Origin of the sequence: Fundidesulfovibrio terrae (assembly GCF_022808915.1) — a bacterium.
Classification (GTDB): Bacteria; Desulfobacterota; Desulfovibrionia; order Desulfovibrionales; family Desulfovibrionaceae; genus Fundidesulfovibrio; species Fundidesulfovibrio terrae.
In genome coordinates, this window is sequence record NZ_JAKZFS010000005.1 from 136,890 (window position 1) to 161,482 (window position 24,593).

General features: G+C 62.6%; 24 protein-coding genes and 1 riboswitch. Of the genes, 14 read left to right on the top strand and 10 right to left on the bottom strand.

Translation table 11 applies throughout. From position 1 onward, the window contains the following. Nucleotides 1–42 precede the first annotated feature (42 nt). Genes ML540_RS15345 through ML540_RS15350 form a run of 3 tightly spaced genes read left to right on the top strand, consistent with a single transcriptional unit; the run spans nt 43 to nt 3,005 of the window. On the top strand, nt 43–1,677 hold the full coding sequence (locus tag ML540_RS15345) for an SGNH/GDSL hydrolase family protein (RefSeq protein ID WP_243363163.1): 1,635 nt from the start codon (nt 43–45) through the stop codon (nt 1,675–1,677). Then, nucleotides 1,649–1,777, top strand: coding sequence for a hypothetical protein (locus ML540_RS17860; protein WP_279343489.1), 129 nt, complete (start codon nt 1,649–1,651; stop codon nt 1,775–1,777). The genes ML540_RS15345 and ML540_RS17860 overlap by 29 nt, the downstream gene beginning before the upstream one ends. 52 nt (nt 1,778–1,829) lie before the next feature. Beyond that, nucleotides 1,830–3,005 carry an SGNH/GDSL hydrolase family protein gene (locus tag ML540_RS15350; protein WP_243363164.1) on the top strand — a complete coding sequence of 392 codons (1,176 nt, stop codon included), beginning with the start codon at nt 1,830–1,832 and terminating at the stop codon, nt 3,003–3,005. Nucleotides 3,006–3,090: 85 nt separating this feature from the next. Here the strand turns inward: ML540_RS15350 and infA are convergent, their stop codons facing one another. Continuing rightward, a complete protein-coding gene (gene infA / locus ML540_RS15355; protein ID WP_027190819.1) occupies nt 3,091–3,309 on the bottom strand; it encodes a translation initiation factor IF-1 in 219 nt (72 codons plus the stop codon). A gap of 316 nt (nt 3,310–3,625) precedes the next feature. Between infA and ML540_RS15360 the strand changes: the two genes are divergently transcribed. Then, nucleotides 3,626–4,825, top strand: a complete 1,200-nt coding sequence (locus ML540_RS15360; RefSeq protein WP_243363166.1) for an aminopeptidase — start codon at nt 3,626–3,628, stop codon at nt 4,823–4,825. A gap of 97 nt (nt 4,826–4,922) precedes the next feature. Here the strand turns inward: ML540_RS15360 and ML540_RS15365 are convergent, their stop codons facing one another. Both ML540_RS15365 and ML540_RS15370 read right to left on the bottom strand, forming a co-directional pair. Beyond that, complete coding sequence (locus tag ML540_RS15365; protein ID WP_243363175.1) at nt 4,923–6,209, bottom strand: HD-GYP domain-containing protein; 1,287 nt, start codon at nt 6,207–6,209, stop codon at nt 4,923–4,925. A 23-nt stretch (nt 6,210–6,232) separates the two neighbouring features. Further along, entirely contained in the window at nt 6,233–6,802 is a 570-nt protein-coding gene (locus ML540_RS15370) for a hypothetical protein (protein ID WP_243363178.1), read from the bottom strand. A 394-nt stretch (nt 6,803–7,196) separates the two neighbouring features. Between ML540_RS15370 and ML540_RS15375 the strand changes: the two genes are divergently transcribed. From ML540_RS15375 to cbpB, 5 genes are all read left to right on the top strand, one after another. Beyond that, entirely contained in the window at nt 7,197–8,153 is a 957-nt protein-coding gene (locus ML540_RS15375; RefSeq protein ID WP_243363181.1) for a hypothetical protein, read from the top strand. A gap of 204 nt (nt 8,154–8,357) precedes the next feature. After that, nucleotides 8,358–8,852 (top strand): MamS/MamX family magnetosome protein, encoded by a 495-nt coding sequence (locus tag ML540_RS15380; protein ID WP_243363184.1) that lies wholly within the window; start codon nt 8,358–8,360, stop codon nt 8,850–8,852. 1 nt (nt 8,853) lies between these two features. After that, complete coding sequence (locus tag ML540_RS15385) at nt 8,854–9,459, top strand: DUF3108 domain-containing protein (protein WP_243363186.1); 606 nt, start codon at nt 8,854–8,856, stop codon at nt 9,457–9,459. Nucleotides 9,460–9,636: 177 nt separating this feature from the next. After that, nucleotides 9,637–9,835: riboswitch (cobalamin riboswitch) on the top strand. 81 nt (nt 9,836–9,916) lie between these two features. Then, on the top strand, nt 9,917–10,018 hold the full coding sequence (cbpA, locus tag ML540_RS15390; RefSeq protein ID WP_243363188.1) for a modified peptide precursor CbpA: 102 nt from the start codon (nt 9,917–9,919) through the stop codon (nt 10,016–10,018). A gap of 2 nt (nt 10,019–10,020) precedes the next feature. Next, nucleotides 10,021–11,427, top strand: coding sequence for a peptide-modifying radical SAM enzyme CbpB (cbpB, locus tag ML540_RS15395; protein WP_243363191.1), 1,407 nt, complete (start codon nt 10,021–10,023; stop codon nt 11,425–11,427). A 270-nt stretch (nt 11,428–11,697) separates the two neighbouring features. Here the strand turns inward: cbpB and lysA are convergent, their stop codons facing one another. The 5 genes from lysA to ML540_RS15420 all read right to left on the bottom strand — a co-directional run bounded on the left by lysA (nt 11,698) and on the right by ML540_RS15420 (nt 17,120). After that, a complete protein-coding gene (lysA, locus tag ML540_RS15400) occupies nt 11,698–12,942 on the bottom strand; it encodes a diaminopimelate decarboxylase (protein ID WP_243363193.1) in 1,245 nt (414 codons plus the stop codon). A 4-nt stretch (nt 12,943–12,946) separates the two neighbouring features. Continuing rightward, nucleotides 12,947–15,643: a DNA mismatch repair protein MutS gene (gene mutS / locus ML540_RS15405; RefSeq protein WP_243363194.1), complete on the bottom strand. Its 2,697-nt coding sequence runs from the start codon at nt 15,641–15,643 to the stop codon at nt 12,947–12,949. Nucleotides 15,644–15,790: 147 nt separating this feature from the next. Further along, the gene (locus ML540_RS15410) at nt 15,791–16,150 is read right to left on the bottom strand and encodes a hypothetical protein (protein WP_243363197.1); all 360 of its coding nucleotides are present in this window, start codon (nt 16,148–16,150) and stop codon (nt 15,791–15,793) included. A 14-nt stretch (nt 16,151–16,164) separates the two neighbouring features. Next, a complete protein-coding gene (locus tag ML540_RS15415; RefSeq protein WP_243363200.1) occupies nt 16,165–16,665 on the bottom strand; it encodes an HIT family protein in 501 nt (166 codons plus the stop codon). Further along, nucleotides 16,665–17,120, bottom strand: a complete 456-nt coding sequence (locus ML540_RS15420) for a TIGR00725 family protein (protein ID WP_243363210.1) — start codon at nt 17,118–17,120, stop codon at nt 16,665–16,667. Before ML540_RS15420 ends, ML540_RS15415 begins: the two co-directional genes overlap by 1 nt. A gap of 106 nt (nt 17,121–17,226) precedes the next feature. Between ML540_RS15420 and uvrC the strand changes: the two genes are divergently transcribed. The 3 genes from uvrC (at nt 17,227) to ML540_RS15435 (ending at nt 20,099) form a co-directional block, all read left to right on the top strand. Beyond that, entirely contained in the window at nt 17,227–19,044 is a 1,818-nt protein-coding gene (gene uvrC / locus ML540_RS15425; RefSeq protein ID WP_243363219.1) for an excinuclease ABC subunit UvrC, read from the top strand. Nucleotides 19,045–19,111: 67 nt separating this feature from the next. Continuing rightward, the gene (locus ML540_RS15430; RefSeq protein ID WP_243363222.1) at nt 19,112–19,798 is read left to right on the top strand and encodes a methyltransferase domain-containing protein; all 687 of its coding nucleotides are present in this window, start codon (nt 19,112–19,114) and stop codon (nt 19,796–19,798) included. 73 nt (nt 19,799–19,871) lie between these two features. Continuing rightward, on the top strand, nt 19,872–20,099 hold the full coding sequence (locus ML540_RS15435) for a hypothetical protein (protein WP_243363225.1): 228 nt from the start codon (nt 19,872–19,874) through the stop codon (nt 20,097–20,099). A 112-nt stretch (nt 20,100–20,211) separates the two neighbouring features. Here the strand turns inward: ML540_RS15435 and ML540_RS15440 are convergent, their stop codons facing one another. Continuing rightward, a complete protein-coding gene (locus ML540_RS15440) occupies nt 20,212–20,940 on the bottom strand; it encodes a metal-dependent hydrolase (RefSeq protein WP_243363227.1) in 729 nt (242 codons plus the stop codon). 49 nt (nt 20,941–20,989) lie between these two features. Next, on the bottom strand, nt 20,990–21,559 hold the full coding sequence (locus ML540_RS15445; RefSeq protein ID WP_243363229.1) for a UbiX family flavin prenyltransferase: 570 nt from the start codon (nt 21,557–21,559) through the stop codon (nt 20,990–20,992). 175 nt (nt 21,560–21,734) lie between these two features. Between ML540_RS15445 and clpS the strand changes: the two genes are divergently transcribed. Further along, nucleotides 21,735–22,049, top strand: coding sequence for an ATP-dependent Clp protease adapter ClpS (gene clpS, locus ML540_RS15450; RefSeq protein ID WP_243363232.1), 315 nt, complete (start codon nt 21,735–21,737; stop codon nt 22,047–22,049). Then, nucleotides 22,050–24,350 carry an ATP-dependent Clp protease ATP-binding subunit ClpA gene (clpA, locus tag ML540_RS15455; RefSeq protein WP_243363235.1) on the top strand — a complete coding sequence of 767 codons (2,301 nt, stop codon included), beginning with the start codon at nt 22,050–22,052 and terminating at the stop codon, nt 24,348–24,350. Nucleotides 24,351–24,593 lie beyond the last annotated feature (243 nt).

Consider the following 24,593-nt stretch of genomic DNA (forward strand, 5'->3'; position numbering starts at 1 on the left):
CGCTATATCTCAGCTCAACCTCCGGCTGATCTCTTCAAGATAATGAATACATTCAATTTGCGGCAACGCAGACCTTCACGCCGGATCCGGATTTCGACATGTATCCTGGCCCTGCTGTCGCTTGCCGTGCTCGGCGAAGTGTATCTCAGGATTTTCCCTTCGCCGGCCGTGCGGATTCAAGTGCTCGACCATCACAGGTTTCGTTCCGAAATAACCGCCGAGTATGATCCCGTGCTGGGGTTTCTCCTGAAAAAAGGAGTGGCGCTGCAGGGTTTTCCCCACAACTCACGTGGTTTCATCGGGCCGGAATTCGCCGTGCCGAAGCCGAGAGGGATTTTCCGGATTTTCTGTTTCGGAGGTTCCACGACGCTCGGCGCCGGAGTCGACTCGCCGATCTATTCCTATCCGGCGCTCTTGCAGGCCATGTTCGACAAGACTCCTCTTTCGGGAGGCAAAAAGGTCGAGGTGGTGAACGGCGGAGTGTTCGGATACCACTCGTTGCACACAGCCATACGTGCTTCATTCTATCCGGATGCGTACAGGCCGGACGCCTGCGTCATCATGGACGGGCTCAACGATCTGGATGCGGTCAGGGCGCTCACCCTCGATCAACTGTCTCGTTTCGACGCATGGAGAGGGTTAGGGCGGTCGTCCGGGAGTGATCCGGTCAGTGGAACTGCCTCCTGGGCCCTTGCGCTCCTGAAACGATCCATGCTGTTCGAGTTGGCGTGGGGCAGTGCTGTCTCAAGCGGCTACGAGCCCTTGGCCGGGTACGGCATAGAGAGGATAGACGAAAAATTCAGGCTTTTCGGGTATCGGGACAATCTTCAGCAAGCCATTTCGCTCTTGAGGGAAAAAGGTGTCGTGCCGGTGCTGGTGGACGAGCCCATGAGGATGGCTCCGGGCAGTAGCAAAACGGCTCCCGCATCCGTGCGGATCAACTCCGATCTGGAGGAGCTTCTGCGCTTCGGGCGCGAGAGAATCCGTAGTGAGAACGCTCTGCTGGCAGGCGAAAACGAGACCCTGCTCATCGATCCCCAGAGGATATTCGACGGCTTTCTGCACGACGCCAAGGCGGTTCGCAGGGCCTGGGCCGACGATCTGCACCTGACGCGATACGGATATTATCTCGTCGCACGGGAGGTCTACCGGAGTCTTCTGGAAGACAAACGAATTTGCCGGGAACTCGGAGCAAGCGGCCCCCTGCCGGATTCCGAGCTGGACAGGCTTTTCGACGGCATCATGGCTTGGCGCCCGGCGGACGGGGCCGGAAGGATTTCGGCCGAAAAAGCTCTCGATCCCTCCGGCATCACTGTGAAAGGCGCCGTGGATTCGGTACCGGACAAGGACGGTTGGGCTTTTTACGGCGTGGACGGTGGCGGAACGGAAGGGGAGATCACACTCACCCTGGATAGTGCCCCGGAAACGTTCAAGGTGTTCCCCCGGATTCTCGAGCGTGACGACAGTGTCGTTATCGAAAAGTTCGGCGTGAATGGTGAGAGAACGGAGCTTTTTGCGTTGAAGAAACCCGAGAATGACGACCTATGGAGTCCGGAATCGTCTTGGTACGAAGTGACGGTCCCCAGAGACGGTTTTCCGGCGGGGCGGTTGGTTATCCGGCTGACGGGGAAAAACGCGCAGCTCTGGCATGCTGGCCGAGCCATTCTCTTCCGATGAACGCCAGGCCGAGGAGCGCCCCTGGGTGGCCCAGGTGGAACTCCGCGACAGGCTGCTGGACGTCAACAAGGACCTGATGGAGATGATTTCGCAAATGTAGAACAATCGGCCTGGGGCTGCATCGCCATGCGGTCCCGGGACGGAATAGAGATATGGCCCTGAGATTCAAGACGTTGCGTCGCCTTGCACTTGTGAGCATGCTGGTCCTGACAGTGGTTGAGGTCCTATGCCGGACTTTGCCTCTGCCTGATCCGCGTTTCCAACTGCTCGACCATCATAAGTTCAGCTGGGAAATCAATGCCGAGACAGACAGACTGCTCGGTTTCAGATTAAAGAAGAGCATGACAGCGTACGGGGTCCGGCTGAACGCTTTCGGTTTTGTCGGACCCGAGTTCGAGGTTCCCAAACCGTCCGGAACCTTCCGCATCTTCTGCCTCGGCGGCTCGACGACGCTCGGTGTCGGCGCTGACGGCGACCGCTATGCATATCCAGCATTGCTCCAGCAGATGTTCGACAGGACGGTCGAGGGCCCCGCCAGGCACGTTGAAGTGATCAACGGCGGAGTTTTCGGGTACAACACCATCCATACCGCCCTCAGGGTAACCAAACGGCTCGACGCCTTCCAGCCGGACATGTACGTCATCATGGACGGCTTGAACGACCAGGGGCTGGCCAAGGCCTTGCCCCTGACGAAGCTGGTACGTCTGCGCAAAGCCCTGGACATCCCTTGGGAGCCCAGGCCGCCGTCATACGGTTTTCTGGCGGGAGTGGCGGATTCGCTGCCAAACCTGACTTCTTTCGTCATCCTGCGGGAGTACATCCTGGCGGCCTTGGGATATCAGGAGTCAGGCTACGGGCTGACGGACGTGTGCGGCAAGGTCGAGCTTCTCGGCTACAGGAAGAATCTTCAGGTAGCCATCAATCACGCCAAGAGGAAGGGGATAGTGCCCGTCCTGGTGGATGAGCCCATGCAGACGCCCGCGCTGGGGAACGACTGCGCGTCGCCCCCCGAAATCGGCAATCCGGACCTCGCGGAACTGCTCTCCCTGTGCGCCAGGACCATCTATTCGGACAACCGGGCTTTGTCCGAAGCCAACAGCGTCGCGCTCGTGGAACCCCTTGCCACACTCATGGGAGTCTCCCGGATGCCGGATACGCCGCGGGTCTGGGCCGACGACCTGCATCTGGCGCGTTACGGGAACTACCTGCTGGCGAGGGAGATTTACCGGAAGTTGATGGGGATGCAGGAAATCCAGGCGGCGACTCGATCGACGAGTCCTTTGCCGGACACGGTCCTGGACGGAATGTTCCAGGAAATCTGGAAGTAGAGCGCTCCGGAGGGTACGGTTGCAGCCCATCTTGGGCAAGGGCGCTGCCGTCCGGCGGCATGAACGGCCCCCGGAAAGAGGGGGCCTATTTCATGCGGTAGGTGATACGGCCGCGGCTCAGGTCGTAGGGGGAGAGTTCCACCTTGACCTTGTCGCCGGGAAGAATGCGGATGTAGAACTTACGCATCTTGCCGGAAATGTGCGCCAGCACTTCGTGTCCGTTTTCCAGTTCGACGCGGAACATGGCGTTGGGGAGCGCTTCCTGGACGGTTCCGTCCACTTCAATGGCGTCTTCCTTGGGCATTTGCCGCCTCCTTGGTGATCATGAAGCAGCAGCCTATAGCCTATTGTGCCTTTCTTTTCAAGATGCAGCCCCCTGGAAGGCACCGTGACGCGAAAGACCGGGGACAAGGCGTTGATCTCCACGCCCGCGCCGCTGCATTCGGCAGGGTCACGAGGCAGGCCGATTGGATGAACGGCAGCATGGCGGCGGGTCCCCCTTGGGCTCATGGCAGATGTCCGTGACGGTTGAGCGACGGCCGGTCCGCTTTACAATCGACCGGGTTTTCGGCAAACGGCATGGACGAAATGCCGAAAAATAACCACCTGGAGCCCACGCCGTGTTGACCGCGAAACTGCTCGAAAAATACGCCGACGTCCTTCTCTGGGGGCTGACCACTTCCCGCCCCAATCCCTACGAACCGGGCGACACCGTGCTGGTCCAGTATGACTTGGCCGGGCTCAAGCTGGCCGAGGTCCTGTTCGCCAAACTCATGGCGCGCGGCATCAATGTGGTGCCCCGGCTGACCTTCACCTCGCGCATGGAGCTGGACTTCTACCAGTTGGCCAATGAAAGCCAGCTCTCCTTCATCGCCCCAGGTACCAAGGAACTTTACGAGAACCTGCACGGGGCCGTGCACATCCTGGCTCCCGACAGCCTGACGCACCTCTCCGGCATCGACCCCAAGCGCATCGCCCAGACCGCCATCGCCCGCAAGCCCTTCCGGGACATCCTGGTCAAACGCGAGGAGGCCGGACAGTTCGGATGGACCCTGTGCGTCTGCCCCACCGACGAATACGCCCGGTGCGCGGGCCTCTCCAAGAAAGAGTTCACCGAACAGATCATCAAGGCCTGCCACCTGCGCGCGGCCGACCCGGTGAAGGAGTGGAACCGCATCTTCGCCGAGGCCATGGAAATCAAGAACTGGCTGAACGGCCTGGCCGTGGTTTCCTACCATGTGGAATCCGCAGGCGTGGACCTCACGGTCACGCCCGGAGAGCACCGCCGCTTCAAGGGCATCTCCGGCCACAACATCCCCAGCTTCGAGCTGTTCCTTTCCCCCGACTGGCGTGGCACAGAGGGCGTCTACTTCGCCGACCAGCCCTCCTACCGCAGCGGCAACCTGGTCAAGGGCGTGCGCCTGGAATTCAAGAAGGGCGAAGTCGTGGATGTGAAGGCCGAGCAGGGCGAGGAGTTCGTCAAGAAACAGGTGGCCATGGACAACGGGTCCAACAAGCTTGGCGAGTTCTCGCTTACCGACCGCCGCTTCTCCAAGATCGACAAATTCATGGCCAACACCCTCTTCGACGAGAACTTCGGTGGTGAGTACGGCAACTGCCACGTGGCCCTGGGCAGCTCGTATTCCGACACCTTCGACGGCGACCCGGCCCAGCTCACCGAAGCCCGCAAAGCCGAGCTTGGCTTCAACGACTCCGCCCTGCACTGGGACCTGGTGAACACCGAAAACAAGCGCGTCACCGCCACGCTCAAGGGCGGCGGGACCCTGGTGGTCTACGAGAACGGCCAGTTCACCTGCTGATTCAATCCGTATACAAAATGCATCTTGAAACGCCCGGCCCGCGCCGGGCGTTTCCGTTTCCCAGGGGCCCCGGCAGAATCGTCAAGTGGTAACAGCCTTAGAAGAGGAATCCGGCGGGATCGACGCCCAGGACGGACATGTCCAGAGCCGTGGCGATGGATATGTCGTCACCCAGTGCTCTGGCCTCAGGGGAGGAAAGGTCCAGTATCCGGTGAGGGCGGGGGCGCATGTTCGCGTCCATGATGATCTTGATCGTGGGCAGGAGGGGGCTTTCCGGGTTGGCCCCGCACACCAGGGCCACCTCACCGTTCCTCAAGCGAACCGGGCTTCCCACTGGATAGATGCCCAGGCACTTGATGAAAGGTTCGATCAGATCACGGGAGAAATCCTTGTTGCGCATGGCGAACAGGATGCGCATGGCCGTGTTCGGCAGAATTGCCCGCCTGTAGGGGCGGTGACTGGTCATGGCGTCGTAGCAGTCGGCGAGGCCCACTATCTGCGCGGAGAGGCAGAGCCTGTCCCCGGAAACGCCCAGGGGATAGCCGGTTCCGTTGAACTTCTCGTGATGGTCGCGGATTGTCCTTAGAACCCCGTCCGAGACCATGTCCTGTTTTTCCAGGATGGCCGCCCCTTCCGCTGGGTGCGCCTTGACGACGCGGAACTCCTCCGGCGTCAGGCGGCGGGGCTTGTCGAGGATTTCCTCGGGAATCCTGGTTTTTCCCAGGTCGTGGAAAAGCCCGGCTTCCCCCAGCCTGCGCAGTTTCGGCTTTTCCAGGCCGAGATGACGCCCGAAGACCACGGCCAGCACGGCCGTGTTGATGCAGTGGGTGAAGGTGTAGTCGTCGTTGAAGCGAAGGCTCACAAGGCTGACCAGGGCGTCGGGGTTGCTGGTCACGCTGTCGATCAGCCCTTCCACGAGCCTGACCGATGCCTCCCGATCCATGGGCCTGCCCAGTTTGGCGGCCAGGATGAACGAATTGATCACGCCGAAAGAGTCGTCATAGAGGCCCAGGGCACGGGCGTAGTCCTCCGCGCCCGGGAGCGGGTGGGCAACGTTATGACCGCAGGCGGCTTTATCTTCCGGGACAGGAGCCTCCTCGATCAGCCGGTCCGAGCCGGCGTCCTGAATGAACAGATCCCGGTATCCCTGCTCCACGAGGTCCTTGATCTGTCTCGCGGAAGTGATCCGGCCCGCCTCGGAGTACAGGTAGGGATGCTGTGTCCAGGACAGTCCCGTGTCCACCACCTCCATCCCCACCCTGAGCTCGGAGATCGCGATTTTGTGGATGCCGCCCTGGTTGCCCAGAGCTGCTGGACCGGCATTCTGTCCTCGCCGCGTCCGGCACGCGCTGAGATCGCCTGAGGTATCGGGTTCGCGTCGCATTTGGATTTTCCGCTCAACCGGGTTCACATGTCAGGGCAAACTGCTCGGCCGGGCAATTCCATCATGGCAATGTCCAGCTGGTTGAGAAGCATGTCAAGGCGCAAGCCGGAAAACGTCCTGCGGCATTCCCCATGGCTGGCCTGGCGGTCCATGTCTTCGCACCACTTCGTGAGGCAGGCGATGCCGTACCTGCGGGCGTCTACGAAATCCAGGACCAGTTCCTCGGGATGGGGGACTCCGTCCAGAGCCAGGCTCATGCCGAGATACATCCGGCCAGAGAGGTATTGAACGCGTCTCACTTCATAGCCGGCCATGAATGACAACGGGCTGGAATGCCCTCCTGTGGCGTCCTGAATCTTGAAGTAGACGAGGGCCAGGGGAAGGTGGCTGTGGAAAGCGTCGAGTTGCCGGGGAGAGGATGTTTCGAAGGACAGGGCCATGCCTCCGGCGGAAATGTTGTTGATGAGAGGGTGGGGCGGCTTGCCCAGGATGAACGTGGGAGGTCCAAGGTCGCGCAGGTGGATTCGCTGGACACTTGTGCTGTTGCTGAACCATACCGCCAACTCCAGGATGAGCTCCCTGGTTACTTTCACCCGGAAGCTGCTGCGAGACTCACTCTGCTGAGGAACGATACTCCGGGGCGAGGATGTCTGGAAGCGCCGCATCATGGTCGACCCTCCTGACAAATCGTTTGAAGACAGGGACAGATTCACGGACTGTCCTCACGCTGCCGCTCGTGGACCAAGGTCCCTTCGGACGTTCACGGGCGCATCCGTCCAGCGCCGTTTCACGGCTGCATTCTCTGCTCACGCGTCCGTCGCCAGCCTGTCAGGGTCAGATCGCCCCTGCGTGAACATGTAGTTGGGGGGCAAACGCACATTTAGCAATGGTCCTTTTTTGGTTTATTTTCGGCCAAAAAAGGGGCAGAAAATGCCTGGATAGAACTGTTCAAATTCCGGACGGCCTTTGGTCGGGGAGGGAAGGTGGATGGAATGCGATTCTGGTAATGGCACGCCGGGCAGGCCACGGAAAAACCGGGCGCTCCATGCCGGTGACAAACTGCGCATGGCGTTCATGCTTCTTCAGAAATCTTGGGGAAGCAATACGAATGTACCAGGTCATATTTTCAATATGAAACGATGGGAATTCTGCGGCTTGCCTAAAAGCATTAAAACCGTGAAGGAAGATATCCGGTGCGGGGTGGCATATGACAGGCTGGTGCGATATGCCTCACTGCTGAATATCCCTCCGGCGTTGCTTGCCGATGATTCGGTGCGTCATGCCGACCCTGATTTCGTGACTGCCATTGTCAAAGGGAAGTCGGATGGAGTTCCGCCGTCTATCATGCTTCAAAATATTTTTGGCACAACGGTCAATGAAAAATTCCTTGATTTCAACAGGCCTGAATATGTCGGCGAATTGTTCGACCTCATAAAGGGATTCTACATAGTCTACCTCATGAAGTTTCCCCTGGATGTGGGAATCAACAAGATGGCACTGGCAATATACGATACGGATGTCTATTGCCTGCGTATGAAGGCGAACTTTTTTCTCGAAACGGAACAAAACAGCATGGATGGGGAGATGCATAGGTGGGGGTCATTTCTGTACGCAAACTTCTATTTGAACGAGATGCATTCCTTTGCGATGGCCATGCTTCCGGAACCTTTGCGGAACCCGGTGATCGTGGGAAGAAAGCCATTTTACATGACCGGAAAATATCTTTTCGGTTCAGAGGCCTTCAGCCGGGAGCCGCTCTTTGCCGTCTTCCATATGGAACGCCACGAGCCTTTGCCCGAAGTGGACTGGGAGGATTCTTTTGAGGCGTTCTGCCGCGAGAACATCTCCTACCAGTTTCTCTTCTCGGGCGAGCCGGAATACGATTACGCCATGGTCCGCCTCCGAAGCGCTGGCGAAGGGATTTGGAACGCCAAGTCCGGCTAGTGGCGCCGACTCAGAAATCGAGAGCATGCTTTTGATGCCAAATTGTTTTGATGCGTTACATCCAGATGGCGTATGGACGGACTGATCAAACGCTCTCCCGACAGCCTGGTGAAAGCTCCGGGGAGGCACAGCGCATTCTTTACACGCAGGCCGTCGCGGAGTAATTTGACCATCATCCGATCAACCCCTTTCCGGAGGACTTCCATGACACCGATTATCCGTGGCGCGCTCCTGACCGTGCTCGCCCTGTTGTTCCTCGGCGCCCTGGCCTTCGCCGCCCAGGGCGGCACGCCCGACACCACAGGCTGGGAAAAGGGCGGGGCATACGACAAGTTCTATGACGCCAAGGAGGCCGACTCCTTCAAGGGCCGCGTGGAAGACATCATCGAGATCACGCCGTTGCCGGGCATGGCCAAGGGCGTCGGGCTCACTGTGCGAGACAAGAAAGACAACAAGGTGGAGACCGTGCACCTGGGCCCCAAGGATTTCGTCGATCTGGACTCCATCGGGCTCAAGAAGGGCGATACGGTGAAGGTTGCGGGCGTGTGGGCCAATATCGGCGGCAAGGACGTGGTCATGGCCTCCAAGGTGAAGAAGGACGAGGGCGTGGAACTCAAGGTGCGTCGCTCCAAGGACGGCATGCCCTGGTGGAGCCTGAGTGCCGAGGAACTGGCAAAGGAACGCAAGGCGGCGGATTGATATGACGTCCCCCAGGTTGATACCCGCCCTGCTGGCTCTGGCGCTCCTCGCGGCTTGCGCCCCCAGGACCGCGCCCGTGGCGCAGATGCCCATGGCCCAGGCCCCGCAGTGGAAACCCGGCGACTACTGGGTGTTCAACACCAAGACCCGTAGCCCCTTCACCATGGCCGAGCGCATGGAAGTTGCACAGGTTGGCGACGAGATCGTCCTGACAGGCAACGGCGACCCCACCCGCAAGGTGCGCTTGGACAAGGACTTCTGCGTCAAGGAAAGCCAGGGAACCCTGCTCAGGTATTCTGTCGCGTCCGGACAGGACGCGTATATATTCTTTCCGTTGGCCGTGGGCGAATCGCGGACATTCCAGCAAAGCACCGCCCTGGCCAAAGGCACGCAGAACTACGTCAACACGGTCATGGTGGAAGCCGCCGAGGAGATCACCGTTTCCGCCGGTACCTTCAAGACGTTCCGGATACGGGTGAGCAAGAGGAACGAAACCGGCTGGAGCGGGACCTACATGATGTGGTACGCCCCGGATGTGGGGTATTTCGTGCGGGTGGTTGATACCCAGAATAATATCGCGGAGCTGGTGAAGTACGGGAAGAAGTAGCAGAGGAAGAGTAAGATGCCTCCGGCGGCCAAAGGGATCAGTCCCTTTGGAATCCTTTATCGCTTCGCGGGCCAGACCGGCATGCCGGTCTGGCCCGCGAAGCATTTTGGAGGTCCAGGGGGATCATCCCCCTGGCGGATCCGGGCGGAGCCCAGCTCCCGTCCCTGTTTGACCTTTCATTCGGCGACGGGTATGTATCTCCCCGAATGCGTTCGATATAATGGAACACGGTGCGAATCCGTGGCGGACCCGCCGCTGTATCCGGGGACGCGGGAGGGCATGGCGAAACGCCGGTCACTGGGGCTTTCCCCGGGAAGGCTGGCCCCTCCGCGAGTGATCCGGGAGCCAGAAGACCTGTCGAAACGCATCATCAACGGAATCCGAAGGCAAAGGGTTCCGGCAGGATAGTCCTGCCGGAACCCTTTTTTTGTTTGTACGGTGAAACAAAGGAGGAACCATGAAAAAGAACGGCAAGAAAGACGTGATCGCCTTCAGGAAATCCTGCAAGGCCGACGGCACCGGACTGTCCCACTACATCCTGATGGATCCCAAGAAATAACGATGTCCCAGCCGTCTTCCAAAGCGGCCCCCGGCGGGGGCCGCTTCTTCAACACAGGCATGAGTCCCTCCCTGCAGCCCGTGGACATCGGCCACCGCGACTACATGGCTGTGGTCGATCCGGACACGGCCTTCTGGGCGCTGGTGCGCAAGGAGAAGCTCGGTCAGACCCTGACCGGGCGCGCGTTCATGGCCGCCTACGAGCAGAAGGCCCAGGAATTCGCGCAGGAAATGCATCGCCTGCGCTTCGGCCTCAAACCCTCGGCGGTCTATTTCAACCCCACTGAGCGTTGCAACCTCAACTGCGCCTACTGCTACATCCCGTCGGAGCTGCGCTCGCACGGCGAGCACATGTCCAAGCCCAGGCTGCTGGAGGCCCTGGACAGGCTCAAAGCCCACTTCCGGGCCACGCTCCCGGAGGGAACACGCCCCCAGATCATCTTTCACGGCGCTGAGCCCATGCTCAACCGGGAGGCCATGTTCGCCGGGATAGAACGCTACCGAGGCGATTTCCGGTTCGGCGTCCAGACCAACGCCACGCTCCTGGACGACGAGGCCATTTCGTTTCTCATGGACAACGGCGTGGGCGTCGGCATCTCGCTTGACGGCCACAGTGCGGTCGTGGCCGACCGCGCCCGGGTCACGTGGGGCGGGGACGGCGTGTCGCGGCAAGTGAACGCTGTCATGGAAAAGCTGCGCGGCTACTCCGCGTTCAACGTCATCTGCACCGTGACCAGCCTGAACATCCGTTCGCTGCCGAAGATCGTGGAGTATTTCCACTCCCGCGAGGTTTCCACCTGCTTGCTGAACATGGTGCGCTGCACCCTGCCCGGGGCGCGGGAAATCAAGCCCGACGAGGACGAGGCCGCCAAGTGGTTCGTCAAGGCGTTGGAACGCTCCCACGAGTTGTACGCCAAGACCGGGCGCAAGCTGGTGGTGGCCAACTTCGCCAACATTCTGCTGGCGGTCATGGCTCCCACCGCGCGCCGCCTCATGTGCGACATCTCGCCCTGCGGCGGCGGACGGTGCTTCTTCGCCCTGGCCCCCAGCGGGGACATCTTCCCGTGCAGCGAGTTCATCGGCCTGCCGGACTACAAGGGCGGCAACTTGTTCTCGGACAGCCTTGATGACGTCCTGCAAAGCAAACCCTTCCTGGCAGTCACCGGCCGCAAGGTGGAGGACATCGAGGACTGCGCGCGTTGCGCCATCAGGCATTTCTGCGGTTCGCCGTGTCCGGCAGAGGCGGCTGAGATGAATGGCGGCATGGAGAAGAAGGGCGCGTTCTGCCGTTTCTACGAAGAACAAGTGCGCTACGCCTTCAGGCTGATCGCCGACGGGCGCGCTGACGACTTCCTGTGGGAAGGTTGGGACGACGGCGTGGAGACGAAGTTCGATTTGACGTCGGTGTAACGGACGGGCCGGGGGCGCGTAGCGCCTCCGGCCTTATCTTATCGTTGTTCGCGCGTGTGTATCTGGTTGGAGATGACGCTCTCGACCCTGTCCAGAACGGATTGATGTTCGACAATGCGTCCAGCATCAATATCGTCCAAGGTCTCCAGTGTGAGTCGTTTTTGCTCCACCTCGATAAAATCTATCGACTGAGATTTCATCGCTAAATCCCGTTTATTGCCGGGTCCAGGGGGAGGCTTCTCCCCCTGGCCGCCGGAGGCATCTTTATTCTTACTCGCCTTTCTCCAACGCGATCAGATCATCATAAGTCTCCCTCTTCCTGGCCAGGATCACCTCGTCGCCGTCCACCAGCACCTCGGCAGCCCTGGGGCGCGAGTTGTAATTGGACGACATGGTGAACCCGTAGGCCCCGGCCGAGAACACGGCCAGCAGCTCCCCGGACTCCACGGCGGGGATGTCGCGGTCACGTGCAAGGAAGTCGCCGGATTCGCAGATGGGGCCGACCACGTCCACGTTGAGGACCTGGCGTCCTTTGGGGGTCACTTCCTTGATGCCATGGAAAGACCCGTAAAGGGAGGGGCGCACCAGGTCGTTCATGGCGGCGTCCACGATGATGAAGTCCTTGGAGGGGGTCTTCTTGGTGTAGACCACTTCGGTGAGCAGGATGCCGGAGTTGCCGGCGATGACGCGACCGGGCTCAAGGATAAGGGTCATGGGGTGGTCTTTCAGCACGCCGGTCAGGGCTTTGCCGAATTCAGCCGGGTGGGGCGGCTCTTCCTCGTTGTAGGTGATGCCGAGGCCGCCGCCCAGGTCGAGGTATTCGATGCGGATGCCCATGGCCTTCAGGCGGTCGTAGAACCGGATGATGCGGTCCAGGGCCTCCATGAAGGGCTCCAGGGTGGTGAGCTGGGAGCCGATGTGGCAGTCGATGCCCACGGGCTCGATGTTGGGCAGGGTCACGGCCTTGGAGTAGGCGGCCAGGGACTGCTCGATGTCCATGCCGAACTTGTTCTTCTTCAGGCCCGTGGAGATGTAGGGGTGGGTCTTGGGATCCACGTCGGGGTTGATGCGCAGGCTGATGCGCGCGGTCTTGCCCATGTCCGAGGCCACGGCGGACAGGCGTTCCAGCTCGCCCATGGACTCCACGTTGAACATGAGGATGTCAGCGGCCAGGGCTTGGCGCATTTCGGCCTCGCGCTTGCCCACGCCGGAGTAGACGATCTTGGAGGCGGGCACGCCAGCGGCCAAGGCGCGGTGCAGTTCGCCGCCGGAGACGATGTCCATGCCCGCGCCGCAGTCCTTGAGGAGTCCAAGCAAGCTCAGGTTGGAGTTGGCCTTCACCGAATAGCAGGTGATGTGGGGCAGGCCGTCGAAGGCCGAGTCGAACGCCTTGAAGTGGCGGCGCAGCGTGGCTGCGGAGTAGACGTAGAGCGGGGTGCCGTACTGCTTGGCCAGTTCGGCGGCGGGGACGCCCTCGGCGAAGAGCTGGCCGTCCTTGTACTCGAAGAAATTCATGCGCTTAGTCTCCTTGCGTATTCGTGTCCCCGCTCCACTTGGATTTCCAGTCGCCCAGGATGTTCAGGGCTTCCAGCGGGGTGATCCTGTCAAGTTTGAGGTTCTTGAGCTCCACCAGAAGCTGATGCTCCTGGCGCGGCGCTTCCTGCGCGGGCGCGTCCTTTCCGGGCAGGCCCGGAAGGAGCGTCTGGCAGGTGGGCAGCGGCGCGGGAGCGAAATTCTTGGCGTCCCGGGCCTTTTTCTCGAGCCCCGCCAGCACGTCCTTGGCGCGTTGCACCACCTTGGCGGGCACGCCTGCCAGGCGGGCCACCTCGATGCCGTAGCTGCGGTCGGACGGCCCGGGCACGAGGCGGCGCAGGAAAATGATGTCGCCTCTCCATTCCTTGACCGCAATGTTGACGTTTCGCAAGCCCTGGAGCTTGCCCTCGAGCTGGGTCAGTTCGTGGTAGTGGGTGGCGAAGAGGGTGCGGATGCCGCCCTGGTCCTTGGAGTCGGGCTTGCGGCCCCGGCCGCAGAGTTCCTCCACAACGGCCCAGGCCAGGGCCAGGCCGTCGAAGGTGGACGTGCCGCGCCCGATCTCGTCCAGGATGACCAGGCTCTTTTTCGTGGCCTGGCGCAGGATGCGGGCGGTCTCCATCATCTCCACCATGAAGGTGGACTGCCCCTGGGCCAGGTTGTCCGATGCCCCCACGCGCGAGAAGATGCGGTCGGTGAGCCCCAGGTGGGCCTTGGCCGCCGGGACGTAGGAACCGATCTGGGCCAGAAGCGACAGGATGGCCACCTGCCTCAGTACCGTTGACTTGCCCGCCATGTTGGGGCCGGTGATGAGCAGAAGCCGCGTGTCGCCGGTGAGGTGCAGGTCGCTCGGGATGTAGTTGGCGGCGCCCTGCACGGCCTCCACGGCGGGATGGCGTCCGGCCTGGATGGTGATGTCCAGCCCGGTGTGCAGGGTGGGGCGGGTCCATTCGAAGCGGCGGGCGGCGTCGGCCAGGGCCTGCCAGTAGTCCAGGGAAGCCAGGGCCGAGGCCATGGACTTGAAGCGGGTCTGGGCCTTCGCCACCGTCTCGCGCAGCTCGCCGAAGAGGCGGTATTCCAGGTCCTTGCGGCGTTCGCTGGCCGAGAGGAGCTTGTCTTCCAGCTCCTTGAGAGCGGGGGTGATGTAGCGTTCGGCGTTGGCCAGGGTCTGGCGGCGCACGAAGTGGTCCGGGACCTTGTCGGATGCGCGCGTGAGCTCGAAATAGTAGCCGAACACCCGGTTGTAGCCGAGCTTCAAGCGGGGCAGGGCGTTGGCCTGCTGCTCCTCTTCCAGGAGTTCCTTGAGCTTGCCCTCGCCGTGCTCGGTGAGCTCCATGAGTTCGTCGAGCTTGGGGTCATAGCCAGCCCGGAAGAGACCGCCCTCGGTGATCACGGCCGGAGGCGTGTCGGCCAGGGCGGAGAGGAGCAGGTCGCGGATGTCCTCCAGGCTGTCCCAGGCGGCCAGGATGTCCGCCAGGGCTTTGGGCTTCTCCAGGGTGAAGGCGCCCTCGTCCAGGCCGTCGGCGGTGAGCCGGCGGTAGAGCTTGGGCAGGGCGGTCAGGCTGTGGCGCAGGGCCAGGAAGTCCTTGGGGGTGGCCCGGCCCAGGAAAATGCGCGTGGAGAGGCGCTCCAGGTCGTAGACGTCGTCCAGCGCGTCGCGCACGGACTCGCGCAGTATGTCTTCCTTGAAGAAGAAGCGCACGGCCTCCTGATTGGCCAGGATGGGCTCCATGTCCACCCAGGGCTGGCGCAGGCGCGTTTCCAGTAGGCGTCCGCCCATGGGGGTGGTCGTGCGGTCCAGAACGTGCCAGAGCGTGCCCTGTCCCTTTCGTCCGTCCAGGCGGCGGAAGATCTCCAGATTGCGCTCGGTGACTTCGTCTATGAGCAGATGGCGGCTCAGATTGACCGGACGGAAGGACGAGAGATGGCCGAGTTCCTGCTTCTGGGTCTGGGCCAGGTAGGAGAGAATGGCCCCCATGGCCCTCACCAACTGCGGCTTGTCGGAGACGTCCAGGGCGTCCAGGCTGGCCACGTCCTGGGCTTCGAGCACGCGCTGGGTGGCGGCCCCCAGGTCGAAATGCGGCTTGTGGGGATAGTTGGTGATCTGGATGCCCAGTTCCGGAAGGTGGCGCGGCGGGGCTTTCATGTCCGGCAGCAGGAGCTCCTTGGGGTGGATCTTCTCCACCCACTGCCAGAGCTGGGCCTCGTCGCGGGAGAAAAGCCCCTCCCACTCGCCGGTGGAGAACTCGATCCAGGCCAAGCCCCCGGCGCGCTCGTCGGGCTCCCAGAAGAGGGCGGCCAGGTAGTTGTTCTCCTTGGCCTGGAGGTTGATGTCGTCCACCACGGTGCCCGGGGTGAGCACCCGCGTCACTTCGCGCTTGACCAGCCCCTTGGCCTGCCTGGGGTCTTCCACCTGGTCGCAGATGGCCACCTTGTAGCCCTTCTCCAGGAGCTGGCTCACGTAGCCGGTCATGGCGTGGTGGGGCACGCCGCACATGGGCACGGGGGAGTCGGAGTTCTTGTCGCGCGAGGTCAGCGCGATCTGGAGCTCCCGGGCGGCCACCTCGGCGTCCTCGAAGAAGAGCTCGTAGAAGTCTCCCATGCGGTACATGAGCAGGCAGTCGGGGTACTCTCCCTTGATGGAGAGGTACTGCTCGAGCATTGGGGTGAGCTTGACGGTGCTCATGGCGTGGGGAGGGTCTTATTTACGTTTTTGTAAAAATAGGCCTGTTCGGGCATGGCCTCACCTTGCCCGGACATTCTCGTCGCGTCAACAGGCAAAACGGCCGGACGCGCGGAGGCGTCCGGCCGCATGATCTCGAAGGGGCGGATACTATGCCTTGGCCTCGGGCTCGGCGGCCGGAGCCGGGGCGGGCGCGGGGGTGACGATGCTCTGCTTGGCCTTCAGGGCGTCCAGCTCGTACTGCAGGCTCTGGGCCTTGGACTGGGCGTCGCGGCAGACGGAGCCCACGCGGATGCGGTCGACGACGAAGAAAATGGTGCTGAACAGAGCGCCCAGCACGAAGAACACCAGCACCACCATGTAGAACGGCAGCGGCTGGGCCTGCCAGTTCAGTGTGAACATGTTGAACTTCAGTTCGAGCACGGTGGACAGCTGGGCTTGGTTCTGGACGAAGAACACCATGAAGAACAGGAAGAACGCCACCAGCAGGACGAACTTGATGAAACGCATAACCGCCTCCCTCGTCAGATGTTGCGAAATGGGGCCGCGCCGTCGAAGCGCGGTTTGATCCGGTCGTATGTGTCGAGCAGAAGCTCGGGAATCACGTGCGTCTGGCCGAACACGGCCATGAAGGAATTGTCGCCGTTCCAGCGCGGCACCAGCTGGAAGTGCAGGTGCGCCGCGATGCCGGACCCGGCCGCCTCGCCCAGGTTGAGCCCGGCGTTCACCCCGTGTGGCCGGAAGGCGTCCTTGATGATGGCCACGGCCGCCTGCAGGGCAAGCATGGCCTCGGCGCATTCCTCGCTGGTGAGCTCGGTCAGGCAACTGACGTGGCGGTAAGGGCAGATCATGAGGTGTCCGCTGTTGTAGGGGAACTTGTTCATGATCACGTAGCAGTGGTCGGCGCGGGCCAGCACCAGGCGGTCGCGGTCCTCGCCGGTGTGCTCCGGGATGCAGAAGACGCAGCTGTCCGGCTTGGGACCCAGGATGTAGTCCATGCGCCAGGGAGCCCAGAGCACGTCCATCAGCCGTTCACCAGGGTCTTGAGGATGTCCATGGCCTCGTCGGCGCCCTTGGCCGGGCGCACGCCTTCGATGCCGGACCAGTGGCCCAGGGCCACCACGGGGATGCCGGACTTGAGCGCCAGGCCGATCTCGGAGAGCGTGCCCGCGCCGCCTTCCACGGCCACGGCTGCGTCGCCGTTCTTGACCACGAGGAAGTTGCGCATGTGGCCGAGCCCGGTGATGACGGGCACGTCCACGAATTCGTTGGCCTGGGCGAAGTCGAGCCCAGGCAGGATGCCCACGGTGCGGCCTCCGGCGGTCTTGGCCCCCCGGCAGGCGGCCCGCTGCACGCCCATGCGCCCTCCGCAGACCAGGTCGAAGCCGTTTTCGGCAATGAGAAAGCCGAGGCGTTCGGCCAAAGCTTCTGTTTCCGGGCCGCACGTGCCGGCCCCGATGACGGAAATGCGCTTTTTCATTCCTGATTTCCACCCGGTGGGGTTCGGGGACCATACACGCTCGCAGCCTCCAGGGCAAGCCGCCGCGGGGCTTGTCTGTCCGGGCTCTTCCGGGCATTTTGGGGCCATGTTCGAATTCGTTCCCAAGGACTTCCCCACCGACCCCGGCGTTTATCTCATGAAGAACGCCCAGGGAAAGGTGCTCTACGTGGGCAAGGCCGTGAACCTGCGGTCGCGGCTGTCGTCGTATTTCCGGGGCGAGGTGCCCCATCCCAAGACCCGCGCCCTGGTGGCCAGGATCGCGGGCGTGGACGTTCTGGTGACGGCCACGGAAAAGGAGGCCCTGCTCCTGGAGGCCAGCCTCATCAAGAAGCACCGGCCGCGCTACAACATCGTGCTGCGCGACGACAAGAGCCACATCCTCTTCAAGCTCGACAAGACCCACGATTTTCCCAAGATCGCCTTCACCCGCCGCGTGGTGCGCGACGGTTCCACCTACTTCGGTCCCTTCACCTCGGCCCAGGCCGCCCGCAAAACCTGGCGCGAGCTCAACAAGCTTTTTCCCCTGCGCAAGTGCCGCGACGCCTCCTTCTCCAACCGCGTGCGCCCTTGCCTGTACCACTTCATCGGCCAGTGCCTGGCCCCCTGCGTGGGCAACATCTCCAAGGAGGACTACGCCGTTCTGGTCAGGCGGGTGGAAGCCTTTCTGTCCGGGCGCTCCGGGGACGTACTCAAGCGGGTGGAGCGCGAGATGCTGGAAGCCTCTGAAGCCCTGCTCTTCGAGCGGGCCGCCGAACTGCGGGACCTGCTCACAGCCATGCGCGCCACCGTGGAGGGGCAGGCCGCCGTGCTGCCCAATCACGCCGACCTGGACGCCATAAGCGTGTTCGCTGCCGGGGGCGGCATGGGGCTCTCGGTGCTCTTCGTGCGCCAGGGAAGGCTCCTGGACCGGGCCAACTTCTTCTGGCCCGACTTCTCCGAGGACGAACTGCCCGAGGCCCTGCCGAGCTTTCTTACCCAGTACTACCGGCCGGAGAGCTTCATCCCCGCCCGCGTCCTGCTGCCCGCGCGCCTGATCGCAGTCATGGGGGAGCAGGACGTGTCCATGGCGGCGGAGGTGCTGGCCGAGCGGCGCGGGGGAAAAGTCGTGGTCACGGCCCCAAGATCCGCCGAGGAGGAGCGCTTGCTTGAGATCGCGGCGGCCAACGCGGCCCGCGCCGTGAGCGAGGCCCGCGACAAGGGCTCGGAGGAATCCATGCCCGCGCTCATCGGGCGCAAGCTCCAGGTGGGGCGCGAGATTGGGCGCATCGAGGTGGTGGACGTGTCCCACCTGGGCGGCAAGGGCATGCGCGTGGGCATGGTCGTGTACGAGGACGGACGCCTGGCCAAGGACTCCTACCGGCAGTACGCCATGCCGGAACTGGAGGGCACGGGCGACGACTACGCCGCTCTGGCCAGGTGGGTGGAGAGGCGCATCGATTCCGGCGAGCCCTGGGCGGACCTCGTGCTCATCGACGGCGGCAAGGGGCAGCTGGCGGCCGTGGAACGGGCCCTGGCACAGGCCGGGCTGCCGCACCTGTGGGAGCTGGCCTCCATCGCCAAGGCCGGGCACACCAAGACCGACATGGAGGAGCGCGTCTTCAGGCCGGGGCGCAAGAACCATCTGCCGCTGCGTCCCGGCAGCAAGGAGCTGCTCTTTTTGCAGCGCCTGCGCGACGAGGTGCACCGCTTCGTCATCGGCCGGCAGCGCCAGGCGCGCAAGAAGACGGCGCTCAAGAGCGAGATTCTGGCCATTCCGGGCGTCGGGCCCAAGACGGCCAAGCTCCTGTGGGACCGCTTCGGGACGCTGGATGCCATGCGCCGGGCCACCCTGGCCGAGATCGAATCCATTCCCGGATTTGGGGGCAAAAAAGCGAAAACCGTTTACGAATCGCTTCATTCCTAAGGGCCGCATTGCATTTCCGGCCAAAAGCCGGTATCCGCGCCTCGTCACGTTTCGCCAAGGAGTGTCCATGCCCCGCTTCCAGCGCCTGCGCGAACACGTGTCCGGCCTGGAGCCCGAACACGTCTACCGCACCATCTACGACGAGAATCTGAATCCGGTCATCGAAGGAACCGAGCCCCTGGATCCTCAAGGTCTCCAGGACTTCCGCAAGGTCGATTTCACGGGCAAGTCCGTGGTGGACCTGGGCTGCAACTTCGGGTTCTTCTCCTTCCAGGCCCGCCGCCTGGGCGCGGCCAGCGTGACCGGCGTGGACCGGGAATCCCGGGTACTCGAAGGTGCGGCCATGCTGCGCGAAATCTTCGGGCTCGATGGCGTGGAGTTCGTCTCCTGCGATATCGACGTTCCCCTGAACTGCCTGTGCGGCCGAAAGTTCGACACGGCCATGCTGGTGGAGTTCATCGGCAAGACCTTCGTGCGCGAGGGGCTCATCCCCCGCTCCCTGGCGTTCCTGGAAACGCTCTCCGACACGGAGCTGGTCCTCTCGGTGCAGAAGACCTACATGATCCGCAAGGAACTCGGTTCCACCGTCGAAGAGATGCGCCGCCACTATCCGGACCGGTATCTCGAGGACGGCGACATCCTGGTGCTGGATTTCGTCCGTGATTTCTTCAAGGATCGCTGGGATATAGAGATGCTCTCCGACATTGGCGACGGCTACGAGAAGCCCAGAAAGTACATGCGTCTGCGCAAATAATTCCCGGGTTTGCCTTTCTCTTTGCACAAGGCTGGGGTAGTAAGCTTCCTGACCCTTCCGGTAAGGAGGCCCTATGACCATACTCCGATCGTTCGCTGCCTTGGCGCCGCTCCTGGTGATCCTGACCGCGTTGATCACCGGCCCGGCCTTGTCCCAGCACAACACCCAACGCATGGTTTCCGGCAAAAGCGGAGCCCCTGGCGCGCAGATGCCCAGGGACGACCGGGCGGCGCGGCACGCTCAAGACTTGCGCAACGAACGTGAGGACAGGGCGGAGGCGGCGCTTCCGGCGGGACGCTGATCACACCAGACATTGCTCCCGAGTGGGGAGCCTTGCACCGATACAAAAAAGCCCGGAGCGTACGTTCCGGGCTTTTTTCATATCTTTTGGTCCGCGTGAAACCGGTCCGGCTCTATTCGCAGCCGCAATCCTCGTTGAAGAGATTCCTTTCCAGCTTCACCGTTTGTCCCGGTTCGCAGTTCACCAGCATGGTGTCCACCCCCAGGTCCTCCAAGGCTAGGCCGAAGGCTCGGGTGTTCCTCTCCAGCACCGGGAATGTGCCCCAGTGCATGGGCAGCACCTGCCTGCACTTGAGCAGTTTGCAGGCCACGGCCGCCTGGCGCGCGTCCATGGTGAAGACTCCGCCCACGGGCAAGAGGGCCATGTCGATGGAGAAGAGCTTTCCGTAGAGCTCCATGGTGGCGAAGATGGCGGTGTCTCCCGAGTGGTACAGGGTGTAGCCGTCGCCGAGCGTCAGCACGTAGCCCACGGGCCAGCCCGATTCGCTGGAATGCACGGCCTGCACCATGGTGGCCCGCACGGTGCCGAGCGAGATGCTGCCGCCGATGTTGATGCCGATGCCGTTGACCACCTGCTCCTTGGGCAGTCCCTGACCCACCAGTTTGGAGCACGTCTCCACGATGGCCAGGAGCTTGGCCCCGGTGGCCAGGCAGATTTCCATGGCCTGGCCGACGTGGTCGCCGTGGTCGTGGGTGACGAGCACGTAGTCCACCTGGGTGATGTCCTTAGCTGCCAGGACGGATTTGGGGTTGCCGTCGAAGAAGGGGTCTATGAGGATGGTCATGCCGTCGGTCTTGACGGTGAAGTTCGAATGGCCGTTCCAGGTGAGCGCGTGGGCCATGGGGAGTCCTCCTGTCGTACGGGTCGGGCGGGTTCAGACGGACGACGGGCTAGCCGTCCTTCCAGCGCTTCCCGAGGTTGTGGGGGATGTCCAAGAGGTCGAGCGCCCTGGCGGCGATGAAGTCCGCCAGTTCGCCGATGGTCTGCGGCCGGGAGTAGAATCCGGGGCAGGCTGGCAGGATGTCCGCTCCGGCCTGCTTGGCGGCCAGCAGGTTCTTCAGGTGGATCTCGTTGAAAGGGGTCTCTCGCGGCACCAGCACCAGGCGGCGTCCCTCCTTGAGGGTCACGTCCGCTGCCCGGTGGATCAGGTTGGAACCGAAACCGTTGGCGATGGCCGCCAGTGAGGCCATGGAGCACGGGCAGACGATCATCCCGGCGTGCCGCCAGGAGCCGCTGGCGGGGCCTGCGGCGAGATCGTGCTGGGAATAGGACGCCTGGGCCAGGGCCTCAAGCTCGGGAGCCTGGACGTCGGATTCCAGCTCCAGGACCTTCTTGGCCGCCTCGGAAAGAATCAGGTGCAACGAAAGCCCGGGGTCGGCCGATATGGCCCGGGCCAGGGCCACGGCGTAGGGCATTCCGGAGGCTCCGGTGACGGCCAGGACGATGCGCTTTGCGGTCATGAATCCATTTATATCCTGGTCCGGCGCGCTGTCCAGAGAGCTTTTCGCGCCTTGCCTGTGCCGCGATTTTTCAGTACCAGGATATTGTCATTCATCCGGGCAGCCGACACCTCGACAACGCCTCGCCAGGTCTTATCTCAGGGCCGAGCCGCCCACCCCATACGGAGTTTTCGACATGGCCGGACCATTGCATCAGGACGAATCCGAATCCGGGACCGGACTCAAGGACGAAGTCCGGGAGCCCAGAAAATACAAGGTGCTCCTGCACAACGACGACTACACAACGATGGAATTCGTGGTACAGGTGCTCCAGACCGTCTTCCACAAGACGGAAGCCGAAGCCACCCAGATCATGCTGGCCGTGCACAAGAACGGCATGGGCGTGTGCGGGGTGTTCACGGCCGAAGTGGCCGAAACCAAGGTGGTCGCGGTGCGCCAACTGGCCCGCCAGGGCGGGTATCCGCTCAAGTGCACCATGGAAGAGGAATAAATGCTCGGAAAAAGACTCGAACGGGTCCTCACCAACGCGGTGAAGGAAGTCAAACGCCGCAACCACGAATACCTCACCCTGGAGCACCTGCTCCACGCCATCGTGGGCGAGGAGAGCGGCAAGTCCATACTCATCAACTGTGGAGCCAACGTGGTGCGCCTGCGCCACCAGCTTGAGCGCTTCTTCGCCGAACACATGGAGACGCTGCCCCAGGAGCAGGCCACGGAAGTGGTCCAGACCCTGGGCGTGCAGCGCGTGCTGCAGCGGGCCATCATGCAGATACAGTCCGCGGGCAAGACCAAGGTGGACGTGGGCGACGTGCTGGCGGCCATCTTCGAGGAGGACGACTCCTACGCGGTCTATTTTCTTAAGTCCCACGGCGTTTCCCGCCTGGACGTGCTGGAGTGCATCGCCCACGGCCAGGGCATGGAGGAGGGCGGGGATTCTGAGGACGCCTCCCGGCAGGGCGAGGAACCCGGCAAGAAGAAGGAATCCGCCCTGGAGCAATTCACCGTGGACCTCGTGGCCAAGGCCCGCGAGGGCAAGATCGATCCGCTCATCGGGCGCGACGAGGAGCTGACCCGCACCGTGCAGGTGCTGGCGCGCCGTCGCAAAAACAACCCCCTCTACGTGGGCGACCCCGGCGTGGGCAAGACCGCCCTGGCCGAGGGCCTGGCCCTGAAGATATCCAAGGGAGAAGTGCCCGAGGCGTTCAGGGACGTGGAAATCTTCGCCCTGGACATGGGGGCGCTCCTGGCCGGGACCAAGTACCGGGGCGACTTCGAGGCCCGCATGAAGAGCGTGCTGAACGAATTCAAGGCCAAGCCCGGGGCCATCCTCTTCGTGGACGAGATCCACACCATCGTGGGCGCGGGAGCCACCAGCGGCGGCACCATGGACGCCTCCAACATCCTCAAGCCCGTGCTGGCCTCGGGGCAGCTGCGCTGCATCGGCTCCACCACCTACGAGGAATACAAGAACCATTTCGAGAAGGACCGCGCCTTGTCGCGCCGCTTCCAGAAGATCGACGTGAAGGAGCCCACCCAGGAGGAGGCCGTGGAAATCCTCAAGGGCCTCAAGCCCCACTACGAGGAGCACCACGGGGTGCAGTACACGCCCGCCGCCCTGAAAAGCGCGGTGGAGCTTTCCGCGCGCCATATCAACGACCGCTACCTGCCCGACAAGGCCATCGACGTCATCGACGAAGCCGGGGCGGTGTTCCGCCTCTCGGGCAAGCCCGGCAAGAACGTCGTCGGCGTGCATGACGTGGAGAAGGTGGTCTCGCGCATGGCCAGGATTCCGGCCCAGCGCGTGTCCTCCACCGACCGCACCCGTCTCTCCGGGTTCGAGGACGAACTCAAGCGCCTGCTCTTCGGCCAGGACGAGGCCATCGACGTACTGGCCAAGGCCATCAAGCGCTCCCGCGCCGGGCTCGCCCTGGCGGGAAAGCCAACCGGCAACTTCCTGCTCACCGGTCCCACCGGCGTGGGCAAGACCGAGCTGGCCAAGCAGCTGGCCAACGTGCTGGGCATCCACTTCATGCGCTTCGATATGAGCGAATACATGGAGAAGCACGCCGTGGCCCGGCTCATCGGCGCGCCTCCGGGCTACGTGGGCTTCGACCAGGGCGGGCTCTTGACCGACGGCATCCGCAAGAATCCCTACTGCGTGCTGCTGCTCGACGAGATCGAGAAGGCCCACCCGGACATGTTCAACATCCTGCTGCAGGTGATGGACTATGCCACGCTTACCGACAACAACGGGCGCAAGGCCGACTTCAGCCATGTGATCCTGCTCATGACCTCCAACGCCGGCGCGCGCGAGATGGCCTCCAAGGCCATTGGCTTCGGCCAGTCCAAGCCGGAAGACGCCGCCTTCCACGGCCAGAAGGCCCTGGAACGGCTCTTCACGCCGGAATTCCGCAACAGGCTGGACGCCGTGATCTCGTTCAAGCCCTTGACCCCGTCCATCATGGAGATGATCGTGGGCAAGTACATCACGGAACTCAACGCCCAGCTCAAGGAGCGCAAGGTCCTGGTGGATTTGAGCGACAAGGCCGTGGCCTGGCTGGCCGAGCGGGGCTTCGATCCGGCTTTCGGTGCGCGGCCGCTGGCGCGTCTGATTCAGGAGAAGCTCAAGGATCCCCTGGCCGACGAACTGCTCTTCGGAAAGCTCCAGAAGGGCGGAACCGTCAAGGTCGACGTGGCCAAGGAAGGGCCGAAGAAGAGCAAGAGCGGCAAGGTGGAGACGGTGCTTTCCTTCGATTTCAAAACCAAGGCCGGGGAGAAGGAAAAGGTGTAGTCGCGCCTTTGGCTTGAACTTCTCATCTTTCGTGCCGCCTGCGCGCGAAGGGTATGAGCGATCTCAAACGCCCGGTCCGTGACCGGGCGTTTTTTTTCAGGGCGGTCTTCAGACGTTCTGGCCGGAGGAAACTCACTTCGGGGATGAAGCACGCAAGGAATTCGGCGTAGCAAGACACCCGCGCAGGACACGAACTCACCCGGGAATTTTCCAGCGGAATCCCCGGGGGCGTGAAGCACTTCC

Coding starts and splice junctions, on each gene's coding strand:
- ML540_RS15345 (WP_243363163.1), top strand. CDS start 43: ATGAATACATTCAATTTGCGGCAACGCAGACCTTCACGCCGGATCCGG.
- ML540_RS17860 (WP_279343489.1), top strand. CDS start 1,649: ATGCTGGCCGAGCCATTCTCTTCCGATGAACGCCAGGCCGAGGAGCGC.
- ML540_RS15350 (WP_243363164.1), top strand. CDS start 1,830: ATGGCCCTGAGATTCAAGACGTTGCGTCGCCTTGCACTTGTGAGCATG.
- infA (WP_027190819.1), bottom strand. CDS start 3,309: ATGCCCAAGGAAGACGCCATTGAAGTGGACGGAACCGTCCAGGAAGCG.
- ML540_RS15365 (WP_243363175.1), bottom strand. CDS start 6,209: ATGCGACGCGAACCCGATACCTCAGGCGATCTCAGCGCGTGCCGGACG.
- ML540_RS15375 (WP_243363181.1), top strand. CDS start 7,197: ATGGAATGCGATTCTGGTAATGGCACGCCGGGCAGGCCACGGAAAAAC.
- ML540_RS15380 (WP_243363184.1), top strand. CDS start 8,358: ATGACACCGATTATCCGTGGCGCGCTCCTGACCGTGCTCGCCCTGTTG.
- ML540_RS15385 (WP_243363186.1), top strand. CDS start 8,854: ATGACGTCCCCCAGGTTGATACCCGCCCTGCTGGCTCTGGCGCTCCTC.
- cbpA (WP_243363188.1), top strand. CDS start 9,917: ATGAAAAAGAACGGCAAGAAAGACGTGATCGCCTTCAGGAAATCCTGC.
- cbpB (WP_243363191.1), top strand. CDS start 10,021: ATGTCCCAGCCGTCTTCCAAAGCGGCCCCCGGCGGGGGCCGCTTCTTC.
- lysA (WP_243363193.1), bottom strand. CDS start 12,942: ATGAATTTCTTCGAGTACAAGGACGGCCAGCTCTTCGCCGAGGGCGTC.
- mutS (WP_243363194.1), bottom strand. CDS start 15,643: ATGAGCACCGTCAAGCTCACCCCAATGCTCGAGCAGTACCTCTCCATC.
- ML540_RS15410 (WP_243363197.1), bottom strand. CDS start 16,150: ATGCGTTTCATCAAGTTCGTCCTGCTGGTGGCGTTCTTCCTGTTCTTC.
- ML540_RS15415 (WP_243363200.1), bottom strand. CDS start 16,665: ATGGACGTGCTCTGGGCTCCCTGGCGCATGGACTACATCCTGGGTCCC.
- ML540_RS15420 (WP_243363210.1), bottom strand. CDS start 17,120: ATGAAAAAGCGCATTTCCGTCATCGGGGCCGGCACGTGCGGCCCGGAA.
- uvrC (WP_243363219.1), top strand. CDS start 17,227: ATGTTCGAATTCGTTCCCAAGGACTTCCCCACCGACCCCGGCGTTTAT.
- ML540_RS15430 (WP_243363222.1), top strand. CDS start 19,112: ATGCCCCGCTTCCAGCGCCTGCGCGAACACGTGTCCGGCCTGGAGCCC.
- ML540_RS15435 (WP_243363225.1), top strand. CDS start 19,872: ATGACCATACTCCGATCGTTCGCTGCCTTGGCGCCGCTCCTGGTGATC.
- ML540_RS15440 (WP_243363227.1), bottom strand. CDS start 20,940: ATGGCCCACGCGCTCACCTGGAACGGCCATTCGAACTTCACCGTCAAG.
- ML540_RS15445 (WP_243363229.1), bottom strand. CDS start 21,559: ATGACCGCAAAGCGCATCGTCCTGGCCGTCACCGGAGCCTCCGGAATG.
- clpS (WP_243363232.1), top strand. CDS start 21,735: ATGGCCGGACCATTGCATCAGGACGAATCCGAATCCGGGACCGGACTC.
- clpA (WP_243363235.1), top strand. CDS start 22,050: ATGCTCGGAAAAAGACTCGAACGGGTCCTCACCAACGCGGTGAAGGAA.